Origin of the sequence: Flavivirga rizhaonensis, from assembly GCF_004791695.1 — a bacterium.
Classification (GTDB): domain Bacteria; phylum Bacteroidota; class Bacteroidia; order Flavobacteriales; family Flavobacteriaceae; genus Flavivirga; species Flavivirga rizhaonensis.
Window position 1 is genome coordinate 58,514 of record NZ_SRSO01000009.1, and the last position, 24,213, is coordinate 82,726.

At 32.9% G+C, this 24,213-nt stretch carries 14 protein-coding genes; 11 read left to right on the plus strand and 3 right to left on the minus strand.

The features are described from left to right. Window positions 1-70 precede the first annotated feature (70 nt). From EM932_RS08400 to EM932_RS08415, 4 genes are all read left to right on the plus strand, one after another. On the plus strand, window positions 71-1,489 hold the full coding sequence (locus EM932_RS08400; protein ID WP_135876738.1) for a CCA tRNA nucleotidyltransferase: 1,419 nt from the start codon (window positions 71-73) through the stop codon (window positions 1,487-1,489). A 1-nt stretch (window position 1,490) separates the two neighbouring features. Then, on the plus strand, window positions 1,491-1,943 hold the full coding sequence (locus tag EM932_RS08405; RefSeq protein WP_135876739.1) for a GNAT family N-acetyltransferase: 453 nt from the start codon (window positions 1,491-1,493) through the stop codon (window positions 1,941-1,943). Window positions 1,944-2,026: 83 nt separating this feature from the next. Further along, window positions 2,027-3,043 (plus strand): COX15/CtaA family protein, encoded by a 1,017-nt coding sequence (locus EM932_RS08410; protein ID WP_135876740.1) that lies wholly within the window; start codon window positions 2,027-2,029, stop codon window positions 3,041-3,043. 25 nt (window positions 3,044-3,068) lie between these two features. Then, entirely contained in the window at window positions 3,069-3,581 is a 513-nt protein-coding gene (locus EM932_RS08415) for an IS1096 element passenger TnpR family protein (RefSeq protein ID WP_135876741.1), read from the plus strand. A gap of 6 nt (window positions 3,582-3,587) precedes the next feature. On the opposite strand, the gene EM932_RS08420 is transcribed toward EM932_RS08415, so the two are convergent. Continuing rightward, window positions 3,588-4,664 (minus strand): hypothetical protein, encoded by a 1,077-nt coding sequence (locus tag EM932_RS08420; protein ID WP_135876742.1) that lies wholly within the window; start codon window positions 4,662-4,664, stop codon window positions 3,588-3,590. Between the two features lie 126 nt (window positions 4,665-4,790). Between EM932_RS08420 and EM932_RS08425 the strand changes: the two genes are divergently transcribed. From EM932_RS08425 to uvrB, 6 genes are all read left to right on the plus strand, one after another. After that, window positions 4,791-5,687 (plus strand): ABC transporter ATP-binding protein, encoded by an 897-nt coding sequence (locus EM932_RS08425; protein ID WP_135876743.1) that lies wholly within the window; start codon window positions 4,791-4,793, stop codon window positions 5,685-5,687. Between the two features lie 19 nt (window positions 5,688-5,706). Continuing rightward, complete coding sequence (locus EM932_RS08430) at window positions 5,707-6,531, plus strand: ABC transporter permease (RefSeq protein ID WP_135876744.1); 825 nt, start codon at window positions 5,707-5,709, stop codon at window positions 6,529-6,531. Between the two features lie 27 nt (window positions 6,532-6,558). After that, window positions 6,559-9,327, plus strand: a complete 2,769-nt coding sequence (locus EM932_RS08435; RefSeq protein WP_135876745.1) for a T9SS type B sorting domain-containing protein — start codon at window positions 6,559-6,561, stop codon at window positions 9,325-9,327. 143 nt (window positions 9,328-9,470) lie between these two features. After that, complete coding sequence (locus EM932_RS08440) at window positions 9,471-14,420, plus strand: T9SS type B sorting domain-containing protein (protein ID WP_135876806.1); 4,950 nt, start codon at window positions 9,471-9,473, stop codon at window positions 14,418-14,420. A 191-nt stretch (window positions 14,421-14,611) separates the two neighbouring features. Further along, complete coding sequence (locus tag EM932_RS08445; RefSeq protein WP_135876746.1) at window positions 14,612-19,759, plus strand: T9SS type B sorting domain-containing protein; 5,148 nt, start codon at window positions 14,612-14,614, stop codon at window positions 19,757-19,759. A gap of 27 nt (window positions 19,760-19,786) precedes the next feature. Beyond that, on the plus strand, window positions 19,787-21,790 hold the full coding sequence (uvrB, locus tag EM932_RS08450; RefSeq protein WP_135876747.1) for an excinuclease ABC subunit UvrB: 2,004 nt from the start codon (window positions 19,787-19,789) through the stop codon (window positions 21,788-21,790). 75 nt (window positions 21,791-21,865) lie between these two features. On the opposite strand, the gene EM932_RS08455 is transcribed toward uvrB, so the two are convergent. Beyond that, entirely contained in the window at window positions 21,866-22,273 is a 408-nt protein-coding gene (locus EM932_RS08455) for a TerB family tellurite resistance protein (RefSeq protein WP_135876748.1), read from the minus strand. Between the two features lie 368 nt (window positions 22,274-22,641). On the opposite strand from EM932_RS08455, the gene EM932_RS08460 reads away from it, so the two are divergent. Continuing rightward, complete coding sequence (locus EM932_RS08460) at window positions 22,642-22,956, plus strand: DUF1456 family protein (RefSeq protein ID WP_135876749.1); 315 nt, start codon at window positions 22,642-22,644, stop codon at window positions 22,954-22,956. A gap of 33 nt (window positions 22,957-22,989) precedes the next feature. On the opposite strand, the gene sucC is transcribed toward EM932_RS08460, so the two are convergent. Continuing rightward, window positions 22,990-24,180, minus strand: coding sequence for an ADP-forming succinate--CoA ligase subunit beta (gene sucC / locus EM932_RS08465; RefSeq protein WP_135876750.1), 1,191 nt, complete (start codon window positions 24,178-24,180; stop codon window positions 22,990-22,992). Window positions 24,181-24,213 lie beyond the last annotated feature (33 nt).

Sequence of the window (24,213 nt, forward strand, 5' to 3'; positions counted from 1 at the left end):
TCATAAAATATCTATTAAACCACAAAAGAATCGTATTATAAAATATTCGTGAATTCGTGGCAACAAAAAAATGAATTACAAAAAAGCATTACAACATAACATCTTCAAAATTATATCTCAATCTGCTAAAGAATTAAATTTAGACAGCTATGTTATTGGTGGTTTTGTACGCGATTATATATTAAACCGAGGCAGTGCAAAAGATATAGACATCGTTGCTGTTGGAGATGGTATAAAACTAGCAAAACAAGTTGCTAAAAACCTTCCTACCAAACCAAAAGTGCAGGTTTTTAAAACCTATGGCACAGCCATGCTTAGATACGATGATATTGAAATTGAATTTGTTGGAGCTCGTAAAGAATCTTATAGTGAAAATAGTAGAAACCCTACTGTAAAAAATGGCACTTTAGAAGATGACCAAAACCGTCGTGATTTCACTATAAATGCATTAGCGTTAAATTTAAACACCACTAATTTTGGTGACTTACTAGATCCTTTCGATGGAATTAATGATTTAGAAAAACAAATTATTCGTACGCCTTTAGCACCAGACATTACTTATAGTGATGACCCATTGCGAATGATGCGTGCCATACGTTTTGCTACTCAATTAAATTTCGTAATAGAAAATGAATCATTACATGCGATTACAAAAAATAGTCATCGAATTAAAATTATAACCAAAGAACGTATTGTTACAGAATTAAATAAAATTCTTGAAAGTAAAAAACCATCTATTGGCTTTCTTTTATTAGAAAAAATGGGATTATTGGAATATATAATGCCTGAACTTATAGCATTAAAAGGCATAGATGAAGTTGAAGGGCAACGCCATAAAGACAATTTTTACCATACTTTAGAAGTCGTTGATAATATTGCAAAACACACAGATAATCTTTGGTTACGCTGGGCCGCTTTATTACACGATATTGGTAAAGCACCAACAAAAAAGTTTAGCAAAAAAATTGGTTGGACGTTTCATGGGCATGAGTTTGAAGGTTCAAAAATGGTCTATCATTTATTTAAAAGGTTAAAAATGCCATTAAATGACAAAATGAAGTTTGTTCAGAAAATGGTATTTATGAGTTCTCGCCCTATTGTATTAGCTCAAGATATTGTAACAGATTCTGCTGTACGTCGCCTGATTTTTGATGCTGGTGATTATGTTGAAGATTTAATGACACTTTGCGAAGCAGACATTACAACCAAAAACCCTAAAAAATTCCAGAAGTACCATAACAACTTTAAAATAGTTCGAGAAAAAATTATTGAAGTTGAAGCACGCGATCATATTAGAAATTTTCAACCACCAATTACTGGAGAAGAGATTATGACTACGTTTAACCTAAAACCATCTCGTGAAATAGGTTTGATAAAAGAAGCTATTAAAGAAGCTATTTTAGAAGGAGATATTCCAAACGAATACGATGCTGCATATAAACTAATGCTAAAGGAAGGTGAAAGATTAGGATTAAAAACGACTCCTTAAAATGATTAAACTCGTTAGAACCCATTCTGATAATACCGACTTTGTTTATTTAGTGAAATTATTGAACGACTACTTAAAAATAGTAGATGGAGCTGATCATGAATTTTATAATCAATATAACAACATTGATGCATTAAAACATGTTATAGTAGCTTACATGGATAACAAGCCTGTTGGTTGTGGGGCTTTTAAAAAATATACAGAAAAAGAAACTGAAATAAAACGCATGTTTACACTTCCTGAAACTAGAAACCAAGGTGTCGCTTCTAAAATATTAAAAGCATTAGAGGCATGGTCTAAAGAATTAGGTTTTGAAGCATGCCTATTAGAAACTGGAAAACGCCAAGTAGAAGCTGTTCAGTTTTACAAAAAAAATGCTTACACAGTAATATCAAATTACGGACAGTATAAAGGCGTAACGAATAGTGTTTGCTTTAAAAAAAGTATCACTTAAAAACATAATAATCACCTCGAATACCACTGAGAGATTAACCTTATTAGATAAAGAGAACGACTGCGGTCGACAACATAAAAAAGATGAAAAAAGATCATAAAAAAGTTATTTATTGGTTACTTACCGGATGCCTGCTTATTTTTATTATGGTAGTTGTTGGAGGTATTACAAGATTAACCCATTCAGGATTATCTATATCTAACTATAAACTTATTTCCGGAACGATTCCACCAATGAATGATGTTGAATGGCAAGAAGCTTTTAACTTGTATAAACAATACCCAGAATATCAAAAATTAAATAATCAATTTACGCTTCAAGATTTTAAAGATATTTATTTTTGGGAGTGGCTACATCGTGTTATTGGCAGATTTATCGGGCTTGTATTTTTTATTCCATTTTTATACTTTTTAATAAAAAAACAATTATCAAAAGCCACAATCAAGAAGTCTATCATCCTGCTCTGCCTTGGAGCCTTTCAAGGTTTTTTGGGCTGGTATATGGTTAAAAGTGGCTTGGTAGACAATCCAGATGTGAGTCATTATCGTTTAGCAGCACATTTAACAACCGCTTTTATAACGTTTGCTTATACTTTTTGGGTAGCACTAGATTTAATATTTCCACATAAAAAAGACGTCAATATTGCATTTAGAAACCTCATCCGGTTAAGTTTAGCCATTCTATTGCTTCAAATTATATATGGTGCTTTTGTTGCTGGATTAGATGCTGGTTTTATACATAACCATTGGCCTATGATGAGCGAAGGTAAATTTATGCATCAAACCGTCTATATAGAACAAAATCCATTATATAAAAACTTTATTGAAGGAAAAAGTGGTGTTCAATTTGTTCATAGAATCTTAGCATACATTGTGGTTTTATTCATTCTATTAATTTGGAAAAAATCAAAAAAACTAAACCTCACGATATATCAGTCTAAAGGAATAAATATTTTGCTAATCGTATTATGCATTCAGTTTTTACTAGGTGTGTTTACTATATTATTACAAGTCCCGGTTTGGTTAGGTGTAGCACATCAAATAGGCGCTTTTTTCTTATTAAGTGCCATGACTTTTACAATGCATCGTTTTTCCAAATAACTCAAAAAAAGCATACCTTTGCAACATGATTTACAGATTTAGAGTTATTTTAGATAATGATACTGACGATGATATTTTTCGCGATTTAGAAATTCGCGAAACTGATTCTCTTGAAGATTTACATAATATCATTACACAATCCTTTGGATTTGATGGAACAGAAATGGCGTCTTTTTATTTAAGTGATGACCAATGGAATCAAGGCGAAGAAATTTCGTTGTTCGATTTAAGTGAAGATAACTCTGCTCGTTTAATGAACGAAACAGAAATTAGCAGTGTAGTACATGAAGTACAGCCAAAAATGATTTATATATACGACTTTTTAAGCATGTGGACTTTCTATGTTGAATTAGCCGAAATTGTTGAAGAATCTAAAGGCGCAGATTACCCTAATTTAATGTTTGTTCAAGGTCAGGTACCAGACGAAGCTCCTGATAAATTATTTGAAGCAGATACCGATGATGATTTTGGGGAGTTTGAAGATGGTATTGATGTTGATGATTACAATAATTTAGATTTTGATGAGAACTGGAATTAATTAATATCAATCTTCATCATAAGATCTTAAATTCTCTAATTTTACATTTTGATAATTACGCGTTATAAATTCTAACGAGTACTTTAATATTTCCCCCATATTTTTACTACGCTTAAAATTAACATCATGCGTATAATTAAAGATTGTAGTTTTCAATAAGTTTATATTATCTTCTTTTGAAATAACGTCATGCTGCATACAATCTAACAATTTATTTATCCTTGCAGTAAAACTCTTCAATCGTTTTACTAAAATAGAGCGCTCTTCTGTTTTGTATTGATCTATAGATAATTTCTGTATACTCTCAGAAACTAGTTCTACCATTTTTAAATTTTCTTTAAAAAACTGAGGTCTGTAAATATTAAACTTACCTTCATAAGACTGTTGATCAAAATCAATAGCCCTAATTTTATAAACCACATGGTCAAAATCATGAGTAGGTACAATAACATAATTATAAGATCGCATATCTCCTAACAACCTAATCATGCAACGTTCATTAAACTTTACAAACTCCTTTGCTATTTGAGCCTTTTCAGATTTACTACACTTAGGTAACATATTTTTTATAAACTCATCACCAGGGATACCAGATATATGTTCTTCAATAAGTGTGTTTTTATAAACCAAAAAGTTAAGGTTATGAGGAGATAACATATGTTCTAGTTCCAAACCATAAATACGAGACGCATCGGTCGTTTTTATATAAAAATAAGTAAAGTTGTCATTTAAAATATTTCTAATCTTTACTCTAAAAGGTTTAGAATTTCCGAATGTACAGAAATCAATAGCATCAACATTTAAAAAAGGGAGTACGTCCTCATTACCATCAGAATGCAAAATAGTATACACCTTTTTTAATGAGGAGTCTATTTCTTCTCTTTCAAATTCATTATAATAAACTCGAATCCAAAGTGTATCGTTATCATCCTTATCGTAGACTACAATAGAACCTTGAAAACGCAATAAATCATCATAAAAAATAGGTATTTTAGTATTCCTATCATATCTGGTTAAATAATCATGTAATTTAGGAATTACAGGATACGATGGTTTTCTTTTAGATATCTTTAAATCTTGCATAATTGAATAATTATTCAAATTTAAAACTTTTATTTAACAAGCCTGTAACAAAATAACCCGACTATCGTCATACTTTATAATAAATAACCAATGCCATTTTTTAAAAGGCAGTAAAAATTTAACAACTTGGAGTCTATACTTACAATTAACAATCTCACTAAAAAATTTGGGTATTTAACAGCAGTAAAAGATTTATCATTCACCATAAACAAAGGCAACGTTTATGGTATTTTAGGGCCTAACGGAAGTGGAAAATCCACAACTTTGGGTATCGTTTTAAATGTTGTAAATAAAACACAGGGCGATTTTCATTGGTTTGATGGAAATATATCAACCCATAATGCTCTTAAAAAAGTGGGAGCCATTATAGAACGTCCAAATTTTTATCCGTACATGACAGCAACTCAAAATTTAAGGCTCGTTTGTAAAATTAAGGGGGTTGATTATAGCAAAATTGAAGAAAAATTAGAAGTGGTGGGACTTCTAGAACGAAAAGACAGTAAGTTTAGAACGTATTCGTTAGGAATGAAACAACGTTTAGCTATCGCATCTGCACTTCTAAACGATCCTGAAATTCTTATTCTAGATGAACCAACAAATGGACTAGACCCCCAGGGGATTCACCAAATTAGAGAAATCATAAAACAAATTGCTGCAAAAGGCACGACCATACTTTTGGCATCGCATCTATTGGATGAAGTCGAAAAGGTCTGCTCCCATGTTGTTGTTCTCCGTAAAGGTGTTAAACTATACTCTGGTCGGGTAGATGAAATGATCTCTAGCCATGGTTTTTTCGAATTAAAAACAAATAAACAGAACGAGTTAATAACCTTACTAGAAAACAATACGTCATTTAAAAATATTAAAGTGGAAGATGATTTAATAACAGCCTTTTTAAACACGCCTATGGAATCTGAAGATTTTAATAAACACTTATTCGAAAAAGGTATTATACTCACACATCTTGTACAACGTAAAGAAAGTTTAGAAGAACAATTTTTACAATTAACAGACAACAACTAAAACAACCAAAATACAGCACATGTTACGACTTTTAAATTTAGAATTACAAAAACTACTTCTTAATAGAACAAGTAAAATACTCATATTTATTTCATTTGTTTTACCATTTTTTGTTATCCTTTTATCATCCCTAAAAATTAATGTATTTGGTTTTTTTACTTTAGAATTAGGTGAGTTAGGCATTTTTAATTTTCCTATAATTTGGCATTTAACCACTTTTTTTGCGTCTCAATTTAAGTTCTTTTTTGCTATTGTCGTAGTAAGTATGATTGGCAATGAATACAGTAATAAGACCATAAAACAAAACCTTATTGATGGCTTAAGTAAGAAAGAATTTATCCTTTCAAAATTTTACACGATTGTTTTCTTTTCTTTGGTTTCAACCATACTCATAAGTTTAATTTCTCTTTGTATCGGACTTTATTATTCAAGTTATACAGAAGCTTCTATAATTTTTAGAGAAACCGAGTTTTTATTAGCCTATTTTGTAAAACTAATTGGTTTCTTTAGTTTGTGTTTATTTTTTGGAATGCTTGTAAAACGATCTGCTTTTGCTTTAGCATTTCTTTTTATCCTTTACATTTTAGAGTGGATACTATTCGGACTAATGGCTTGGAAATTAGACACTAGTTTAGCTGAAAAAATACAAAACTTCTTTCCTTTAAAATCAATGTATAAACTAATTGATCAACCGTTTCAAAGAATTGCAATGACTAAATTTCCAGATAAGGTTGATTTATCATATGACTATGGAGCGCACTGGTATGAAATAGCCATTGTTATAGGTTGGACAGCTCTATTCATCTTTTTATCGTATAGATTATTAAAAACGCGCGATTTATAATATCTTTGGTTGCTTTGCTACTCTAAGATGAAAAAAATTATCATATTCGGAATACTTTGTTTTAGTCTATATTCCTATACTCAAAATGAAGCTTCAAACTGGTATTTCGGCGCCAATGCTGGTATTCGTTTTAATCCTAATGGAAGCATTACAGAGCTTACAGATGGTCAATTAAATACAGATGAAGGCTGTACTACAATTTCTGATGTTGATGGTAATTTATTATTTTATACAGATGGTATAACTGTATGGGACAGATCCCATAACCCTATGCCTAATGCAAATGGCCTTACAGGAAATGGCTTATATGGAGATCCTTCAAGCACGCAATCGGCAATCGTAATCCCTAAACCTAAAGACCCAAATATATATTATATTTTTACAGCAGACACCTCTTTAAACGGTGATCCAGATCGTGGATTTCACTATTCTGAAGTGGATATGAGGTTAAATGGAACATTTGGAGACGTTACATCAAAAAACATTAATTTATTACCCAATAGTACCGAAAAAATTAGCGCTGTTGTAAAAGATTGCAATACACAAGCTCTTTGGGTAATTACGCTCTCTTCTTTAAATGGAAACCCTGCTGATTTTACTTTTGATACATTTCATGCTTATGAAGTCACTGATACAGGCATAAATACAACACCCGTTTCTTCTACTTTTAGTGGCCTCACTATATTTGATCAAAGAGGTTACTTAAAATTATCTCCAGATGGCACCAAACTGGCATGTGCAAATTCAATTGACGGTTTATTTCTTTATGATTTTGATGTTAATACGGGTATTGTTAGTAATCAAAAACAAATAAATATCAATTTTTCCCGTCCAGGAAAAAGTCAGTCCCCTTATGGTGTCGAGTTCTCTCAAAACAATAATATTTTATATGTCTCAACATATTACAATCCTGAAACAAATGAAGAATTAATAGACCCAACAGAACAATACGGAGCACTATTACAATACGATTTAGCTGCTACAGATATAAATGCCACTGAGGTAGTACTAGACAGCAGACAAACATATAGAGGAAGCCTACAACTAGGTCCAGATGGTAGAATTTATAGGGCCATGAGCATTACCTACCCCCAAGGCTCTCCATTTTTATCTGTTATAAATAATCCTAATGTTTTGGGGCCCTCGTGTGATTACAAGCATAATGAAATTAGTTTAAGTCGTAACTCAAGGCAAGGTTTACCACCATTTATAACATCCTTCTTTGCTCAAAAAATAGATATTATAGGCAATAATTCCACATCTACAAGATTACAGTTATGTGAAGGAGACTCCTATACATTAAAAGCTGATAATATTCCAGGAGCCATTTACTCATGGTCTTTAAATGGGACGCCTTTATCAGAAACAGATTATTATTTAGAGCTTTCACCTTCTGGGCTATATGCATCAGGATTATATAAGGTATTTATTGACTTAAATACAGGTAAATGCGATGATACATTTGAAGGTATCGCAACTGTTAGTTTCAATCCAAACCCTATAGCATACGATGCCGTACTTACGCAATGTGATGAAGATGGTGTTTTAGGAGGGTTAACAAGATTTGATCTAACTCAGGCTAATAACGATTTAACAGGAGGAATTCCTGAATTGGCTACTAGATTTTTTACTGATAGTGGTAGAACATCTGAAGTTCCAAATAGTAGTGATTATACTTTCAATGCAGATACTCCAGAACCTATTTATGTTGAAGTTTATAATACAAATACAAACTGTTACGATACTTCTGTATTAACTTTAAATTTAAGTACTACATATTTAGCTCCATATAGTTATAGTGACTGCGATGAATTGGAGTCTGAAGATGGTATTAATACATTTCATTTAGATGATATTGCTACCGACATTCAAACTATTAATAGCTTTACACATCCAATAATTTTTCACGAAACCTTTGTAGATGCGCTTTTAGAAGAAAATAATATAGAAGAGCCATCTTATACTAATAATGATAGTCCTTACAATCAAACAATTTATGCACGTATAGAAAACAACAATGCATGCTTTGGTATCTTGGAAGTAACACTTATTGTTAATGAATTACCGGATATAGATACTGAGGATTTAACTTATTATTACTGCCTAAACGAATTACCTCAAACCATTTCAATTAACGCACTTATTTCAAACAGCCTTCAAAGCGATTATACATACAGCTGGTCTACAGGCGAAACCTCCTATAACATTCAAGTAAATGAAACTAAAGACTATACAGTAACAGTCACAAATAATAGCGGTTGTTCTAAAAAAAGAACTATTATTGTTCAACCTTCAAACGTCGCAACCATCCAAGAAATTAATGTCGTTGATGCTTCGCAAAATAATACGATTACCGTAATTGCCACTGGTGAAGGTGCATATGAGTATAGATTGATTGATGAAAATAACACGGTCGTATTTCCTTATCAGGAAAGTCATGTTTTTGAAAATGTTTCTCCTGGTATTTATACCGTAACGGTCAATGATGTAAAAAATGATTGCGGGCCGCCAACTAATGACAAAGCATATGTGATTGGTTTTCCAAAGTTTTTTACACCTAATAATGACGGTAAGCACGATACCTGGCAGATATATGGTGTTTCAAATATGTTTCAGCCAAACACTAAAATTCGTATTTTTAACAGATATGGCAAGTTAATAAAACAAATAACCCCTACAGGAGAGGGCTGGGACGGTACCATTAATGGCCAGAAGCTTCCTGTTGATGATTATTGGTTTGATATTGAACTACAAGATGGAAGAGTCTTTAAAAATCATTTTACCTTAAAATACTAAAAAAGACCTTAAAACTAATTAAAATGCATTTCATTGTGTTTTTTTGTCTTTCACTTAAAAAACATCTACTTTCCGACCATAATTAACCCCGATTTAGATAAATATTTTTCTTGGTGGAATCAAAAAAAGAAAGCCTACAAGCTATGAGATCCATTTACTACATCTTGCTTATCATTATTTGCGGTAATAACCTTGTGTTTTCGCAACAAATATCTGTAGACAGCAGTGTTGGTTTACAACAACTTATAGAAGATAATTTGATAGATGGTTGTGTAGATATTTCTAATATAACCTCATCGGTTAACGGTAATGCACATGGTTTACCTAGTTATGGCTATTTTGAACGTGCAAGCTCTAATTTCCCTTTTGAAAATGGTATTATACTTTCAACTGGTAGTGCTGAATCTGCCGGAAATGGTTTAATTACACCACCACTTAGCGAGAGTTCTACAACTTGGGGTACAGATCCAGATTTAGAAACCGCTTTAGGTATTACCAACACGCTTAATGCGACGTCTATAGAATTTGATATCGTATCCATATCCAATCAAATTCAATTTAACTATTTATTTGCTTCAGAGGATTACGATGGTATTAATCCTTGTTTACCAATTTCTGATAGCTTTGTTTTTCTTATTAGAGAATCCACAAGTACTGGTCCTTATCAAAATATTGCCTTAGTACCTGGTACTTCAGACCCTATTAATACAAACAACATACGTCCAAATTTATTGCCAGCTTGTTCACCTCAAAACGAACAATATTTTGAGGGATATAATATAGGTGACACAAATTATATTGGGCGTAGCAATGTGCTTACAGCTTCTACAACAATTACTCCTAATGTTCAATATCATATAAAAATAATTATTGCAGACCAAAACGATGGTACTTTTGACTCTGCTGTTTTCATTGAAGGCGATAGTTTTACAATTTTAGACTTAGGTTACGATATAGAAACGTGTGCCAGTGCAACACTTTTAGATGCAGATATAGCAAATCCATTAGCTACTTACGCTTGGTATTTAGATAACAACTTAATAGCTGGCGTTAATGCCCCTACATATAATGCGATAGTAAGCGGTACTTATAGAGTTGTTGTTACTGTAGATTTAAATGGTACGAGTTGTCCTGAAGAAGATGAAATAAATGTCATATTAAATTCAGAAGAACCTATTACCCCTATTAGTGATTATGAATTATGTGATGATGCAAGTGGTGATGGTACCGAAATATTTGATCTTTCGACAAGAGCCTCTGATTTAGCAGCTAATATTTCTTCCATTTTTTCCAATTACACCTTTTCCTATCATTATTCTGAGGCAGAAGCAAGAGCTAATATCAATGAAATTACTGCCCCCATCTCAAATACAATCAGTCCACAACCAATTTATGTTAGAATTGATGATTCAGATAGTAATTGTTTTGCTTACACCTCTTTTAACCTCGTAGTAAATGAGCTTCCAAATATAAATACACCTTCTGATGTAGATGTTTGTGATACCGATGATTCTCCAGATGGTATTACGATAATAGAAGTTAGCGATTTAACCCAAAGAGATGATGAAATAACCAATAGCCAAAGTAATCTTATAGTATCTTATCATCGTAGCTCTGCAGATGCAGATACAGGTGATAACCCCATAACATCACCAATTGCGAATACAAATGCTACAGAAGTCATTTATGTTAGAGTCATGAATTCATTAACAGGGTGTGTCAGTACGACTACATTATCGGTTAATATTACAATAAGTCCAATAGTAAACAGAGATACCCAATATTTAGATGCCTGTGACAGAGACATGGACGGTACTGCTAATTTTAACTTAGAAAGTGTTCTTAGTGATATAATAGGCGGATTAGGAGGCGTAACCCCTACATTTCATGAAAGTCTTGATGATGCTAATGCTGGTGTCAATCCTATTGCAAATACAACAAATTATCAAAATATAAACCTTGAACAACAAACTATTTATGTAAGGATACAAGATGATACAACTGGTTGTGCCTCTATTGTTCCTCTAGAAATTCATACGAACTTACTAATAACTGGTACAGATTTAGGGGATTTTGCTTTATGTGATACAAATGATATAGAAGGAGATACTCTTGAGTTTAATTTAACTACCCTGGAATCTTTTATCTCTAACGATTTACCAAACCCCGTGACGGTTACCTTTTACGAAACCGAGCCAGATAGAGATGGTAATGCAAACCCTATTACTAAAGGCGTACCATATGAGGCTACAAGCCCTACAACATTATATCTTACTTTGAATGATGGTAATTGTACAGAAATAGGCGATATAACCCTTCTAGTAAACCCCATATTACAATTTAATCCAGCAAACCCAATCCCGTATTGTGATACAGACGATGATGGTATCGTTACCATAGATTTACATTCATTAGATAATCTTGTAACTAATGATAACACAAATTTTTCAGTCACTTATTTTCCTAGTTTTACTGATGCAGATACTAATAACATAACCAATCAATTACCCGATTTTTACACCAATACAAATCCGATAGAAGACATTTACGCTAGAATCGCAAATAATGATAGTGGATGTGCCACAACTAATTTTTTTCAGATTCAGGTTTTTTCAGCACCACCAGCGAATACCCCTTTACCAATTATTTTATGTGATACTTCAGACGGTAATCCAAATGGTATAGTCACTATAAACTTAAATGATATTATAAATGATGTCGTTACAGATCCAACTAATCTTGAAATAGACTTCTTTACAACGTTTGCAGATGCTGACTCTACAACACCAACTAATGCACTTTCCGACTCAGAAAGAATAGCGTACGAAGCAAACTCTCAAATTATTTACATAAGAGTAGAAAACACGTTAACATCTACTGACTGTTATAATATAGTAGAACAAGAAATTATTGTAAATACAGAGCCCGTTATACCAACGATTACTCCTTTTCAAATTTGTCAAACAGGAGGCGGTAATACAGCTGACTTCTTATTAGTTGATAAGGATATTGAAATTTTAGATGGACAAACAGGTAAAGCCGTTTTTTATTTTGTAAATGAAATTGATGCCACATCTGGAAACACTGCTAATGCTATAGATAAAAGCATCATATATCAAAACTTATCTAGTCCTCAAACAATTTACGTCCGTGTAGAAAACATAACAGATCCAACCTGTTTTGATACATCTTCTTTTATAATACAAGTCTCTCCAGACCCTGTTTATAATGTTCCTACACCATTTTTAACTTGTGATGATACTAGTAATGACGGCATAGAAGTTTTTGACTTAAATGAAAAAATCATAGAAATTCAAGGGCCTAACCCACTCGAAGTTTTAAATATCACCTTTCATTTAACCTTTCCAGAAGCCGAAAATGGTATCAATCCATTGCCATCTACTTATACAAACACTATAAGAAACCAACAAACTTTATTTGTCAGAATCGAGAGTGATGATTCATTATGCCATGTTGTTGAAACTATTAACATAAATATTACTGCAGCTCCAAATATCAATCCTCCTACTACAGCTTTAATACGTTGTGATGAAGATTATGATGGTAGTACAACTTTCGATTTAGAAACATCAGATTTAGAAATTTTAGATCAAAGAGAATTAAACTTAGGGATTTTAAGCATTAATTATTTTGAAAATTTTGAAGATATAAACCAAGATGATGGCTTAGATAACACAAATGAAATCCCCAATCCATCAAATTTTAACTCAAGCGCTAAAACTATCTTCATTAAAATAGCAAATACTTTAACCGAATGTTTTAGTGTTGCTCCACTAGAACTAAGAGTAAACCTCCCACCTCCTATTAATACTATAACAACGATTCCTATATGCGATAACGATACAAATACGTTCGATTTATCTACTGTAGATGCAATGATTGTAGATGATCCGAGTTTAGTGAATATCTCTTATCATAGTTCCCAAAGCGACGCAGATAATAATACAGCATCCTTAAATAATATATTTAATTACACAGCAAGTAGTCATACCATATTTATAAGAGTTTCAGATATAACGACAGGCTGTTTTATAGCCCCTTCATTTAATTTACAAATAAATCCAAATCCAATTGCAAACCCTATACCAGATCTAATTACTTGTGATGATGACTTTGATGGTTTTTTTGAATTTGATTTACTCTCCTTAACTGAAAATGCTATTTTAGGAACGCAAAACGCTTCAGATTTTAGTATTACATTCTATAATGATTTAGCTGATGCTGAAAGCGGCACAAACAGTATAGACAATAATTATCTCGCATTTGATAGTGAAACCATATATGCCCGGATTGAAAACAATAATACAGGGTGCTTTGATATCACAGCATTTAATACACGTATAAACCCTTTACCCGCTGTTCCTATAGATGATGTGGTGCCACTATGTATAGACAATTTACCTTTAATAATCAGTGCAGAAACTGGCAATCCAGACGATACATATTTCTGGTCTACGGGGGCAACAACGTCAGAAATATTGTTAGATGATATCAGTGATGTTGGTAATTACTCCGTAACAGTTACCAGACCATATTTAATAGGCGGGGATTGCCCGTACACACATTCTTTTTCCGTTATAGAATCTGAAGCTGCTACCATTAACTTTACCACAACAGTTGATTTTGCAGATCCAAACAGTATTACTGTTGACATTGATACTAATAATATTGGCGATTATGTATTCATACTAGATGATGGAGCCCCACAAACATCCAATATCTTTGAAAATGTAACATTTGGTAAACATACCGTTACTGTTAGAGACCTAAATGGATGTATGGATATATCAGAAGATGTTGTTGTTATAGATATCCCAAAATTTGTCACTCCAAATAGTGATGGTTTTTATGATACTTGGCATATTGTAGGCATAGAACTGTTACCAGGTACGATTGTACATATTTACAATAGACATGGTAAACTCCTTAAAACATTACCGCACACATCTACAGGATGGGACGGAACTTATAATGGGCAGAACATGCCTTCTGATGATTATTGGTTTTCAGCCGATGTCATTCAAGATGGTAATACTTTTAATCTCACAGGACACTTTGCACTAAAACGTTAATATTATTATCAAACAACCTTGTTTACTAATAAAGTAAGATAATTTTAACAGTTATTTTACGAAATAGCCGTCTTTTTCACGCTCTTTATCTAAAAAAATTAAACCTTCCTCATTTTATAAAGTCTAAATGAACTAAATACTATATTTTAGTATTTAGTTCATTTAGACTTTTATCTATTAACAGTAGACATATGCATTTATTAGCTTCTTATAAAAAAATATTGTTAATATTCATAATTGCCTTTACCACACAAGCCTATTCGCAATTAAGTAAAACACATTATATACCGCCATTAACCAGCGCGGAATTTGGAAATGCCAACCCAGAAGATCAATATATCTATGTATCAACACCTAGTGCTTCAGACATTCCATTTACTATAAAGCCTGTGGGGCAACCCAACTCTAGTTATATAACGGGTAACGTTTCTAATGCAAATCCACAACAAATATCTTTAGGTTCCGGAAACGGGCAATTATTTATTCCTTCATCACAAACCAGTACAGTAGTTAATAATAAAGGTTATATTATTGAAGCAGAAAGTACCATTTATGTATCTGTAAGAATGAATGCAGGAGGAGGCGCACAAGCTGGAGCTTTAGTTAGTAAAGGACTTTCTGCCTTAGGAACTACTTTTAGAGTGGGTAGTTATACCAATGAAAATCCTCAAGACAACTATTTAAATTTTGTCTCGGTTATGGCAACTGAAGATAATACCCAAGTTACTTTTAGCAATCTTCCCGCTGGTCTTGTTATAAAAAATTATAGTGGGACAACGCCTATAAATACCACTTTAAACAAAGGAGAGAGTTATACCATCGCTACAAATAGTAGTTCCGCAGTTATTAACCGTGATGGATTAATAGGAAGTTTAATAAGTTCTGACAAACCTATCGTAGTAAATTGTGGCTCTGCAAATGGTAGTTTTGGCGGCGGAGGCGGAAGAGACTATGGTATTGATCAAATTGTTGATGTTTCAAAAGTAGGCACAGAATATATTTTTGTTAGAGGAGATGGTAGTAATGATTGGGAAAATGTTTTAATCGTAGCACATACAGATAATACAAGTATTAGTGTTAATGGAAATGTACCAATTGCAACTATAAACGCCGGGAACTACTATGTTATTGAAGGCAATCAATATAATACAAATGGGAATATGTATGTTGAAACTTCCCAACCAGCCTTTGCCTATCAAGGCGTAGGGGGATTAGGAAATAGTGGAACGTCTAATGAAGCCAACCAAGGGATGTTTTTTGTCCCTCCCTTAAGTTGCGAAGCCAGGGGAAACTTAGATAATATTGCTAATATTCAAAATATTGGAAATACTATTTACGCTGGGGGTATTACCATTGTTACAAAAGTCGGAGCAACTGTCACCATTAATAATGCCCCCATTTCTGTGGCCTCGAATACAGTGCCTGGAAAACCTGATTATATTACTTATAAAATAAAAGGCCTTTCCGGAAACATATCCGTACAAAGTTCTGACGAATTATACTGTGCCTATTTTAATTATAATGGTGCAGCAACCTCTGGAAGCTTTTATTCCGGTTTCCCTTCGGCTCCGGAAATTAATTTTGATGCCCAATTTGCAACTTTAGGAAACTGTATTCCTAATATCACCTTAGAAGCTGCCAATACTCAGAATTTTGACAGTTTTGAGTGGTGGTTTGATGATGGCACAGGGTTTCAAAATCAGTTTATAAGTACTCCTATATTAACCCCTATGATACCTGGAAAATACAAACTAATTGGTATAATAACTTGTACATTAGAAAGATTAGAATCAGCAGAAGTACCTGTAAGCATATGTCCTGATGATATTGATAATGATGGTATTATTGATAATATTGATATCGATAATGATAATGATGGCATCCTTAATTGTACAGAATCAAGAGGTGATGTTACGATAAATATTGCTAACATAAATTCACCACAATTAATATTTCAAGATAGTTCTGTTGATACATCCATAACCTCTTCATCTTTCAGTCAAAATAATAGCTCTGGAAGTACAACAAACACGATAACGGGTACCAATGTTGGTGGTTTTACAAGTATTGTTCAACCTGCATCTAGTGCAGAAAGCACATATGCATTGGCCTTTACAGAACCTGTAAATGTGAAATTAGAAGAAGATACAGCAATCACACATGTGATCACTTCTGGCGAATCTTTTATTGCAAAAATATTACCCGTAAATAAAAACATCACACTTATTGATCCAGACAACCGTTTGCTAATCGATTCTAATTTTGATGGTGTTTTTGAAACTGGTATCACTCAAATTTCAGGATCTGAAATTCATTATAAAATAAACCCTTCACCTTTAGGCAATACCCCTTATCAATTTTTTGCCAATCAAGTTGATGGATTTTCTTTTATTCATAAATTATCAAATACAACGAAAGCTTCTACATACAGCGGTACAATATCTCTTACCTGCTTTAAAAAAGATACTGATTTAGATAATATAAAAGATGAACTTGATTTAGATAGTGATAATGATGGTCTTCCAGATATTATTGAAAATAGTGGGACACTGGTAACATTATCAAATACAGATGTAGATACCAATGGATTAGATGATATTTTTAATATCAATGGCATTCCTTTAGATTCTGATTCTGATACTATTTTCGATTTTTACGATTTAGACAGTGATAATGATGGCATATACGATTTAATTGAATCTGGGCAATTAGGCACACTATCAGACACTAATTTAGATGGTATAGAAGATGGTCCAACCTATGGTATAAATGGATGGGCTGATGCTGCCGAAACTGCCCCCGACAGCAACATTATTGGCTATATACCTAATGATCTAGATAATGACTCGGTGCTATCTTACATTGATTTAGATAGTGATGGAGACACATGCAGCGATGTTATTGAAGCTGGTTTTTCTGATGCCAATAGAGATGACTTATTAGGGGATGATCTAGTCACAACAAATGCTTTTGGTTTAGTTACAAATGCCAGCGATGGCTATACCATTCCTAATAGTGATTATTTGGATTATGCGCCCATAACCATTACAACACAACCAGCCGATACCGAGGTTTGCGAATCTTCAAATACAGTAATATCTATAGCAACGTCACCTATTAGTACCATTCAATGGGAAGTGAGTTTTGACGGTGGTGTAAATTGGAATACGGTTACTGATAATGCGACATACAGTGGTTCTCAAACCACCAATCTAAATATTACAGCGACACCACTTTCATTTGACACGTATCAGTACAGAGCCTTTTTAAATCTAGCTGGCAATACGTGTGGTTTATATTCAAATGCCATTAGGTTAACAGTCCACCCCTTACCTATTATAAACTCTCCTGTAATATTAATACAATGTGATGATGAAGACCCTACTACACTTGGTTATAGCCCTTTTAATTTAACTGAAGCAAACAATGAAATTTCTGCAAATGCTTCTAATGAAACGTTTACATATTTTTTAACACAAACTGCGGCTATTTCTGGAGACACTACAAGTCCAGATTATATTGGTGATCCCACTACATTTATTAACAGGTCTATTAGCTCGGATGCTATTTGGGCACGTATAGAATCATCATTTGGCTGTATACAAACTTCCGAGATTCAACTAAACGTATCAACAACAGTCATTCCCTCAACATTTCTGGTAACTTTTAATCAATGTGATGATTTTCTAGATATCAATGGTCTGGATACTGTAAATAATGATGACAGAGATGGTATTGCAACATTTGACTTTAGTAGTGTAACAAATGCTATTGCAGGTTTTATACCATCTTTACAACCTCATTATTACAGAAATGAAACCGATGCATTGGCAGAAATTAATGAAATCACAAATATTACAAATTATAGAAATATAGGCTATCCAGGATCACAATTTATATATGTAAGAGTCGATAGCAATATAACCAATGATTGTTTAGCCTTAGGGGCGCATGTATTATTAAACGTAGAAGCTTTACCTGTTGCAAATGATATTTCTGATTTTATAGTGTGTGATAATGATACAGACCCCAATAATGGATTCCTTTTTAATACAGCCAACTTAGAAACAGATTTACTAAATGGACAAAGTTTAACAGATGTATCGGTTGCTTACTTTGATTCCTTAGGAAATCAGTTAACAGATTTTGATGGAAATTTAATACCCAGTCCATTTCCAAATACATTTCTATCGACCTCGCAAACCATTACAGTTCGGGTTACCAATAATAATACAGCAGCCCCAGATGGCCCTTGTTATGATGAAACAACCATTGAGTTTAGAATAGACATTCAACCTATAGCAAATCCGATACCAGCACAAATTGTTTGTGATGGTGATCTAAGCGACATCGATAATGATGGTACTTATCCTTTTGATACTTCAACATTTAGTAGTACCATTTTAGGAACCCAAACGGGTATGGAAATCTATTTTGATTACATTAATGAAAATGGAAACTTAGTTACAGATAGTACATCTTTACCCAATCCTTTAATTTCAGGAAATCAAACTATAGTGGTTGAAGTTATTAACCCTTTCAACAGATCTTGTATCACAACCACAACTTTTGATCTCATAGTAAATCCTTTGCCAGAATTCACCATTAACCCAGAAGAAATTGTTTGTACTTCTGATCCGACATTTTCCATAGTGTTAGATCCTATGGAAGCTAGTATTACGGAATCGTTTTCCTATGAATGGATTTACGAAGATGGCACAATACTTTCTAACGATCCAACATTATCAGTTTCAACACCAGGAATTTACTCAATTACTTTAACTAAAACAGATGGTACCTTTTGTTCAAAAACTTTAAATGTTGATGTGAAAGCTTCAGAAATAGCAACCATTACTCAAGACGATGTTACTATTATAGACCTATCTGAAAACAATTCAGTCACTATAGATCCAACCAACCTTGGACTAGGTAATTATGAATATGCTTTAAGAGAAGAAGGTTCTTCTTTTATAATTTATCAAGAAGAACCTATATTTAATAATATAAGAGCAGGATTTTATACCATATATGTTCGAGATGCCATTTGTGGGGTTTCTACACTACCTATTTCAGTGATTGGGCATCCAAAATATTTCACGCCTAATGGTGATAATATTAATGATTATTGGAAAATTAAAGGCATAAGCACTTCAATACAACCAAATAGTACTGTTTTAATTTATGATAGGTATGGGAAATTACTAAAGCAATTATCTATTCAATCTGATGGTTGGGACGGCACTTTTAATGGCACATTATTACCAACTGATGATTATTGGTTTAAAGTTTTTCTTCAAGATGGCAGAGAATTTTCAGGACATTTTACTTTAAAGCGATAGCATTCATATTTTGCTTAATTTTGTAGAATGCAGTTTAAAATTGAATCCGAATTTAGTCCTACAGGCGATCAGCCACAAGCCATAAAACAACTTGTTGATGGTATTACTTCTAATGAAAAATATCAAACATTACTTGGTGTAACAGGTTCTGGAAAAACCTTTACGGTTGCTAATGTTATAGAAGAAGTACAACGTCCAACTTTAGTCTTAGCACATAACAAAACGTTAGCAGCTCAATTATATTCAGAGTTTAAACAGTTTTTTCCAGATAATGCTGTCGAGTATTTTGTGTCTTATTATGATTATTATCAACCGGAAGCCTACATTCCTGTTTCTGGGGTATACATAGAAAAAGATTTATCCATAAACGAAGAAATTGAGAAGATGCGTTTAAGTGCCACATCTGCGCTACTCTCTGGTCGTCGCGATGTGCTCGTAATTGCATCGGTTTCATGTATTTATGGTATAGGAAATCCTATTGAGTTTCAAAAAAATGTAGTAGCTCTAAAACGTGATCAGGTTATCTCAAGAACAAAATTATTGCATCAATTAGTACAAAGTTTATATTCTAGAACTGAAGCCGATTTTAAACATGGTAACTTTAGAATAAAAGGTGACACGGTAGACATCTTCCCTAGTTATGCCGATGATGCATTTAGAATTCACTTCTTTGGAGATGAAATCGAAGATATTGAATCTTTTAATGTTCAGACCAATGAAGTTCTCGAAAAATACGATCAACTAACCATCTATCCTGCAAACATGTTTGTGACTTCGCCAGAAGTATTGCAAGGAGCTATTAAAGATATTCAGGACGATCTGGTAAAACAACATGATTACTTTAAAGAAATAGGTAAACATTTAGAAGCAAAACGACTTAAAGAACGCACTGAATTCGATTTAGAAATGATTCGGGAATTAGGCTATTGCTCGGGTATAGAAAATTATTCACGTTATCTTGATGGTAGATTACCTGGTACGCGACCTTTTTGCTTATTAGATTATTTTCCTGATGATTATTTAATGGTTGTAGATGAAAGCCATGTCACTATTTCTCAGGTACATGCTATGTATGGCGGTGATAGAAGCAGAAAAGAAAATCTGGTTGAATATGGTTTTAGACTTCCCGCAGCGATGGATAATCGTCCGTTGAAATTCGAAGAATTCGAAGCCATCCAAAATCAAGTGATCTATGTAAGTGCCACTCCTGCTGATTACGAACTACAAAAAACAGATGGTATATATATCGAGCAAGTCATTCGTCCAACAGGTTTATTGGACCCTATTATTGAAGTACGCCCAAGTTTAAATCAAATCGACGATTTAATTGAAGAAATACAACAACGCATTGAGAAAGATGAACGCATATTGGTTACAACACTTACCAAAAGAATGGCCGAAGAGTTAACCAAATATTTAGACAGAATACAAGTGCGCTGTCGTTATATTCATAGCGATGTAGATACCTTAGAGCGCGTTGAAATTATGCAAGATTTACGTAAAGGATTATTTGATGTTTTAGTTGGAGTAAACCTTTTAAGAGAAGGTTTAGATTTACCAGAAGTCTCTCTTGTTGCTATTTTAGATGCCGACAAAGAAGGCTTTTTACGTTCTACACGTTCTTTAACACAAACTGTAGGTAGAGCTGCAAGGAATTTAAATGGAAAAGCCATTATGTATGCAGACAAAATAACTAATAGTATGCAAAAAACCATTGATGAAACGAATTACAGACGCGAAAAACAAATTGCTTACAACACAAAAAATAATATGACGCCCAAAGCGCTCAATAAAAGCTTAGATAATGCTTTATCTAAAAATTCGGTAAGCACATACAGTTACGAATTAGAAGCTTTAAAAGCTGCAGAGCCAGAAAGTGACTATTTAACGAAACCAGAACTAGAAAAGAAAATTCGAGAAAAACGTAAATTAATGGAAGAAGCTGCAAAAGCTTTAGATTTCATTGTTGCAGCAAAATTACGTGACGAAGTTAAAAGTTACCAAGACAAACTAGAAAAGCTAAAAGTTTAAACTTTTAGCTTTTCCATAACCTCATAATGAGGTCCTCAAATAAAATACACATTAATAAAACTTAGCAGATTATTATTAATTGTATTGCGTTTTAAAAATATCAATCAACACATCTGGTGGTACAATTTTATTTGGAAAACTTTCCATTAAATATAGTACCTTAGTAATGGACTCATGACTTAGTCCCATACGTAAACCGAAATTATATAATTTTATAGCTCCTGCTGAATTATTATCATCTTCCTGATCAATATTCATTAATAATACCAATCTATGAAACTGTACAATACGCTCACTATGAGATTTTAAATGCGTGTACATAACAGGGTGCTCTATCAAATAATCAAAATCTTCTCTTGTTATATCAAGCTGTTTTGCAACACCTAATAAAAAGTTATATTCTATTTCCTTTATGTCTTTATCATATTTAGCAAATGCTATCATTTCGGATAAAAGACTCAATTTCTCTACTCTATTAATCATTGTTTAGGGGATTAATTAATTATACTATAAAGGTACATAGAAGAGTAATTTAATAATCGTGTATATAATGTAACTTATCGAAAAACGGGAGGTATTTGGTCGTAACTTTTATTTATTTCATCAATAACTGTATTTTATTCATCTAATAAAATTGCATTTCGTCATTTAGATAAATTTATTTTCAGTGAAAAAAATAAACATAAATACCTGTAAAACAAATAATTAAATACAAAAAACTTATCTTTAATACAAGTCATTAAAAATTAATATTTAAGGTATCTTTGTAAATGCTAAGAAAACGCGAGAAAGATATATTCTGACAAATTAATTGAACAATTTAAGTATTAAAAAAAGTAGAAATCAATCTTATGACAAATAATGATATTTTAAAAAAATTACGTGTTGCTTTAAAACTTCGCGATGATGATATTGTAAAAATTTTAAGTCTGGTTGATTTCAGAATATCTAAAAGTGAACTTGGGGCCTTTTTTAGAAAAGAAGACCATCCCAAATATATGGAATGTGGCGATCAAATTTTACGTAATTTTTTAAATGGACTTGTTATCCATTTAAGAGGTCCGATGCCCGAAAAAAAATTAAATTCAAAAACTTCTAAAGCACCAAATTCCAAAAAGAAACCTGTAGAAAATAAATCTAAACCACAAAAAAAGAGCAACAATTAATTGTTGCTCTTTTTATTTATATAAAGCAAAGTACTAAGCTAAAACTTGTTGTACCTTATCTGCTGCTTCTTGAAATTCTGTGGCACTCATAACGTCCAAACCAGAATTATCTATTAAATCTTTAGCGATATCAGCATTCGTTCCTTGTAAACGTACAATGATAGGCACATTTATAGTTCCCATGTTTTTATAAGCATCAATCACACCTTGTGCTACACGATCGCAACGCACAATTCCACCAAAGATGTTAATTAAGATCGCTTTTACTGCTGGATCTTTTAATATAATCTTAAAAGCAGCTTCCACACGAGCTGCATCTGCAGTACCACCAACATCTAAAAAGTTAGCTGGCTCCCCGCCTGCTTGTTTGATTAAATCCATAGTAGCCATGGCTAACCCAGCGCCATTTACCATACAACCCACATTTCCATCTAGATCTACATAGTTGAGCCCTAGCTCTCCAGCTTCTACTTCTATCGCGCTTTCTTCACGTACATCACGTAAATCAATGTAATTCTTATGTCTGTAAAGTGCATTGTCATCAATAGTCACTTTAGCATCTACAGCCATTATTTTATTATCACTTGTTTTTAAAACAGGATTAATTTCAAATAAAGAAGAATCAGACTTTACGTAGGCTGTATATAAAGCAGTAACAAATTTTGTCATTTCTTTAAATGCTAACCCTGATAATCCAAGATTAAAAGCGACGCGTCTCGCTTGAAATGGTAATAAACCAACGGTTGGATCAATCTCTTCTGTAAATATTAATTCTGGAGTTTCTTCTGCTACAGTTTCAATATCCATACCGCCTTCAGTAGAATACATGATCATATTGCGTCCAGTACTTCTATTTAACAATACAGACACATAAAACTCATCTGTTTCACTTTCACCTGGATAATAAACATCCTCAGCAACTAAAACTTGATGTACTTTTTTACCCTCTGCAGATGTTTGAGGTGTAATTAAATTCATTCCAATTATTTGTCCTGCTATCTCTTCAACCTCTTGCAAGTTTTTGGCTAGTTTCACACCACCACCTTTACCACGACCACCTGCATGAACTTGTGCCTTAATAACATGCCAACTTGTTCCAGTTTCGTTTGTTAATTGTTTTGCAGCAGCTACTGCTTCATTAGCATTTTGAGCTACTATACCACGTTGTATACGTACTCCAAAACTATTTAATATTTCTTTACCTTGATATTCGTGTAAATTCATAATTCGCGTAATCGTTTTAAGAAAGGCAAATGT

Coding starts and splice junctions, on each gene's coding strand:
- EM932_RS08400 (WP_135876738.1), top strand. CDS start 71: ATGAATTACAAAAAAGCATTACAACATAACATCTTCAAAATTATATCT.
- EM932_RS08405 (WP_135876739.1), top strand. CDS start 1,491: ATGATTAAACTCGTTAGAACCCATTCTGATAATACCGACTTTGTTTAT.
- EM932_RS08410 (WP_135876740.1), top strand. CDS start 2,027: ATGAAAAAAGATCATAAAAAAGTTATTTATTGGTTACTTACCGGATGC.
- EM932_RS08415 (WP_135876741.1), top strand. CDS start 3,069: ATGATTTACAGATTTAGAGTTATTTTAGATAATGATACTGACGATGAT.
- EM932_RS08420 (WP_135876742.1), bottom strand. CDS start 4,664: ATGCAAGATTTAAAGATATCTAAAAGAAAACCATCGTATCCTGTAATT.
- EM932_RS08430 (WP_135876744.1), top strand. CDS start 5,707: ATGTTACGACTTTTAAATTTAGAATTACAAAAACTACTTCTTAATAGA.
- EM932_RS08435 (WP_135876745.1), top strand. CDS start 6,559: ATGAAAAAAATTATCATATTCGGAATACTTTGTTTTAGTCTATATTCC.
- EM932_RS08440 (WP_135876806.1), top strand. CDS start 9,471: ATGAGATCCATTTACTACATCTTGCTTATCATTATTTGCGGTAATAAC.
- EM932_RS08445 (WP_135876746.1), top strand. CDS start 14,612: ATGCATTTATTAGCTTCTTATAAAAAAATATTGTTAATATTCATAATT.
- uvrB (WP_135876747.1), top strand. CDS start 19,787: ATGCAGTTTAAAATTGAATCCGAATTTAGTCCTACAGGCGATCAGCCA.
- EM932_RS08455 (WP_135876748.1), bottom strand. CDS start 22,273: ATGATTAATAGAGTAGAGAAATTGAGTCTTTTATCCGAAATGATAGCA.
- EM932_RS08460 (WP_135876749.1), top strand. CDS start 22,642: ATGACAAATAATGATATTTTAAAAAAATTACGTGTTGCTTTAAAACTT.
- sucC (WP_135876750.1), bottom strand. CDS start 24,180: ATGAATTTACACGAATATCAAGGTAAAGAAATATTAAATAGTTTTGGA.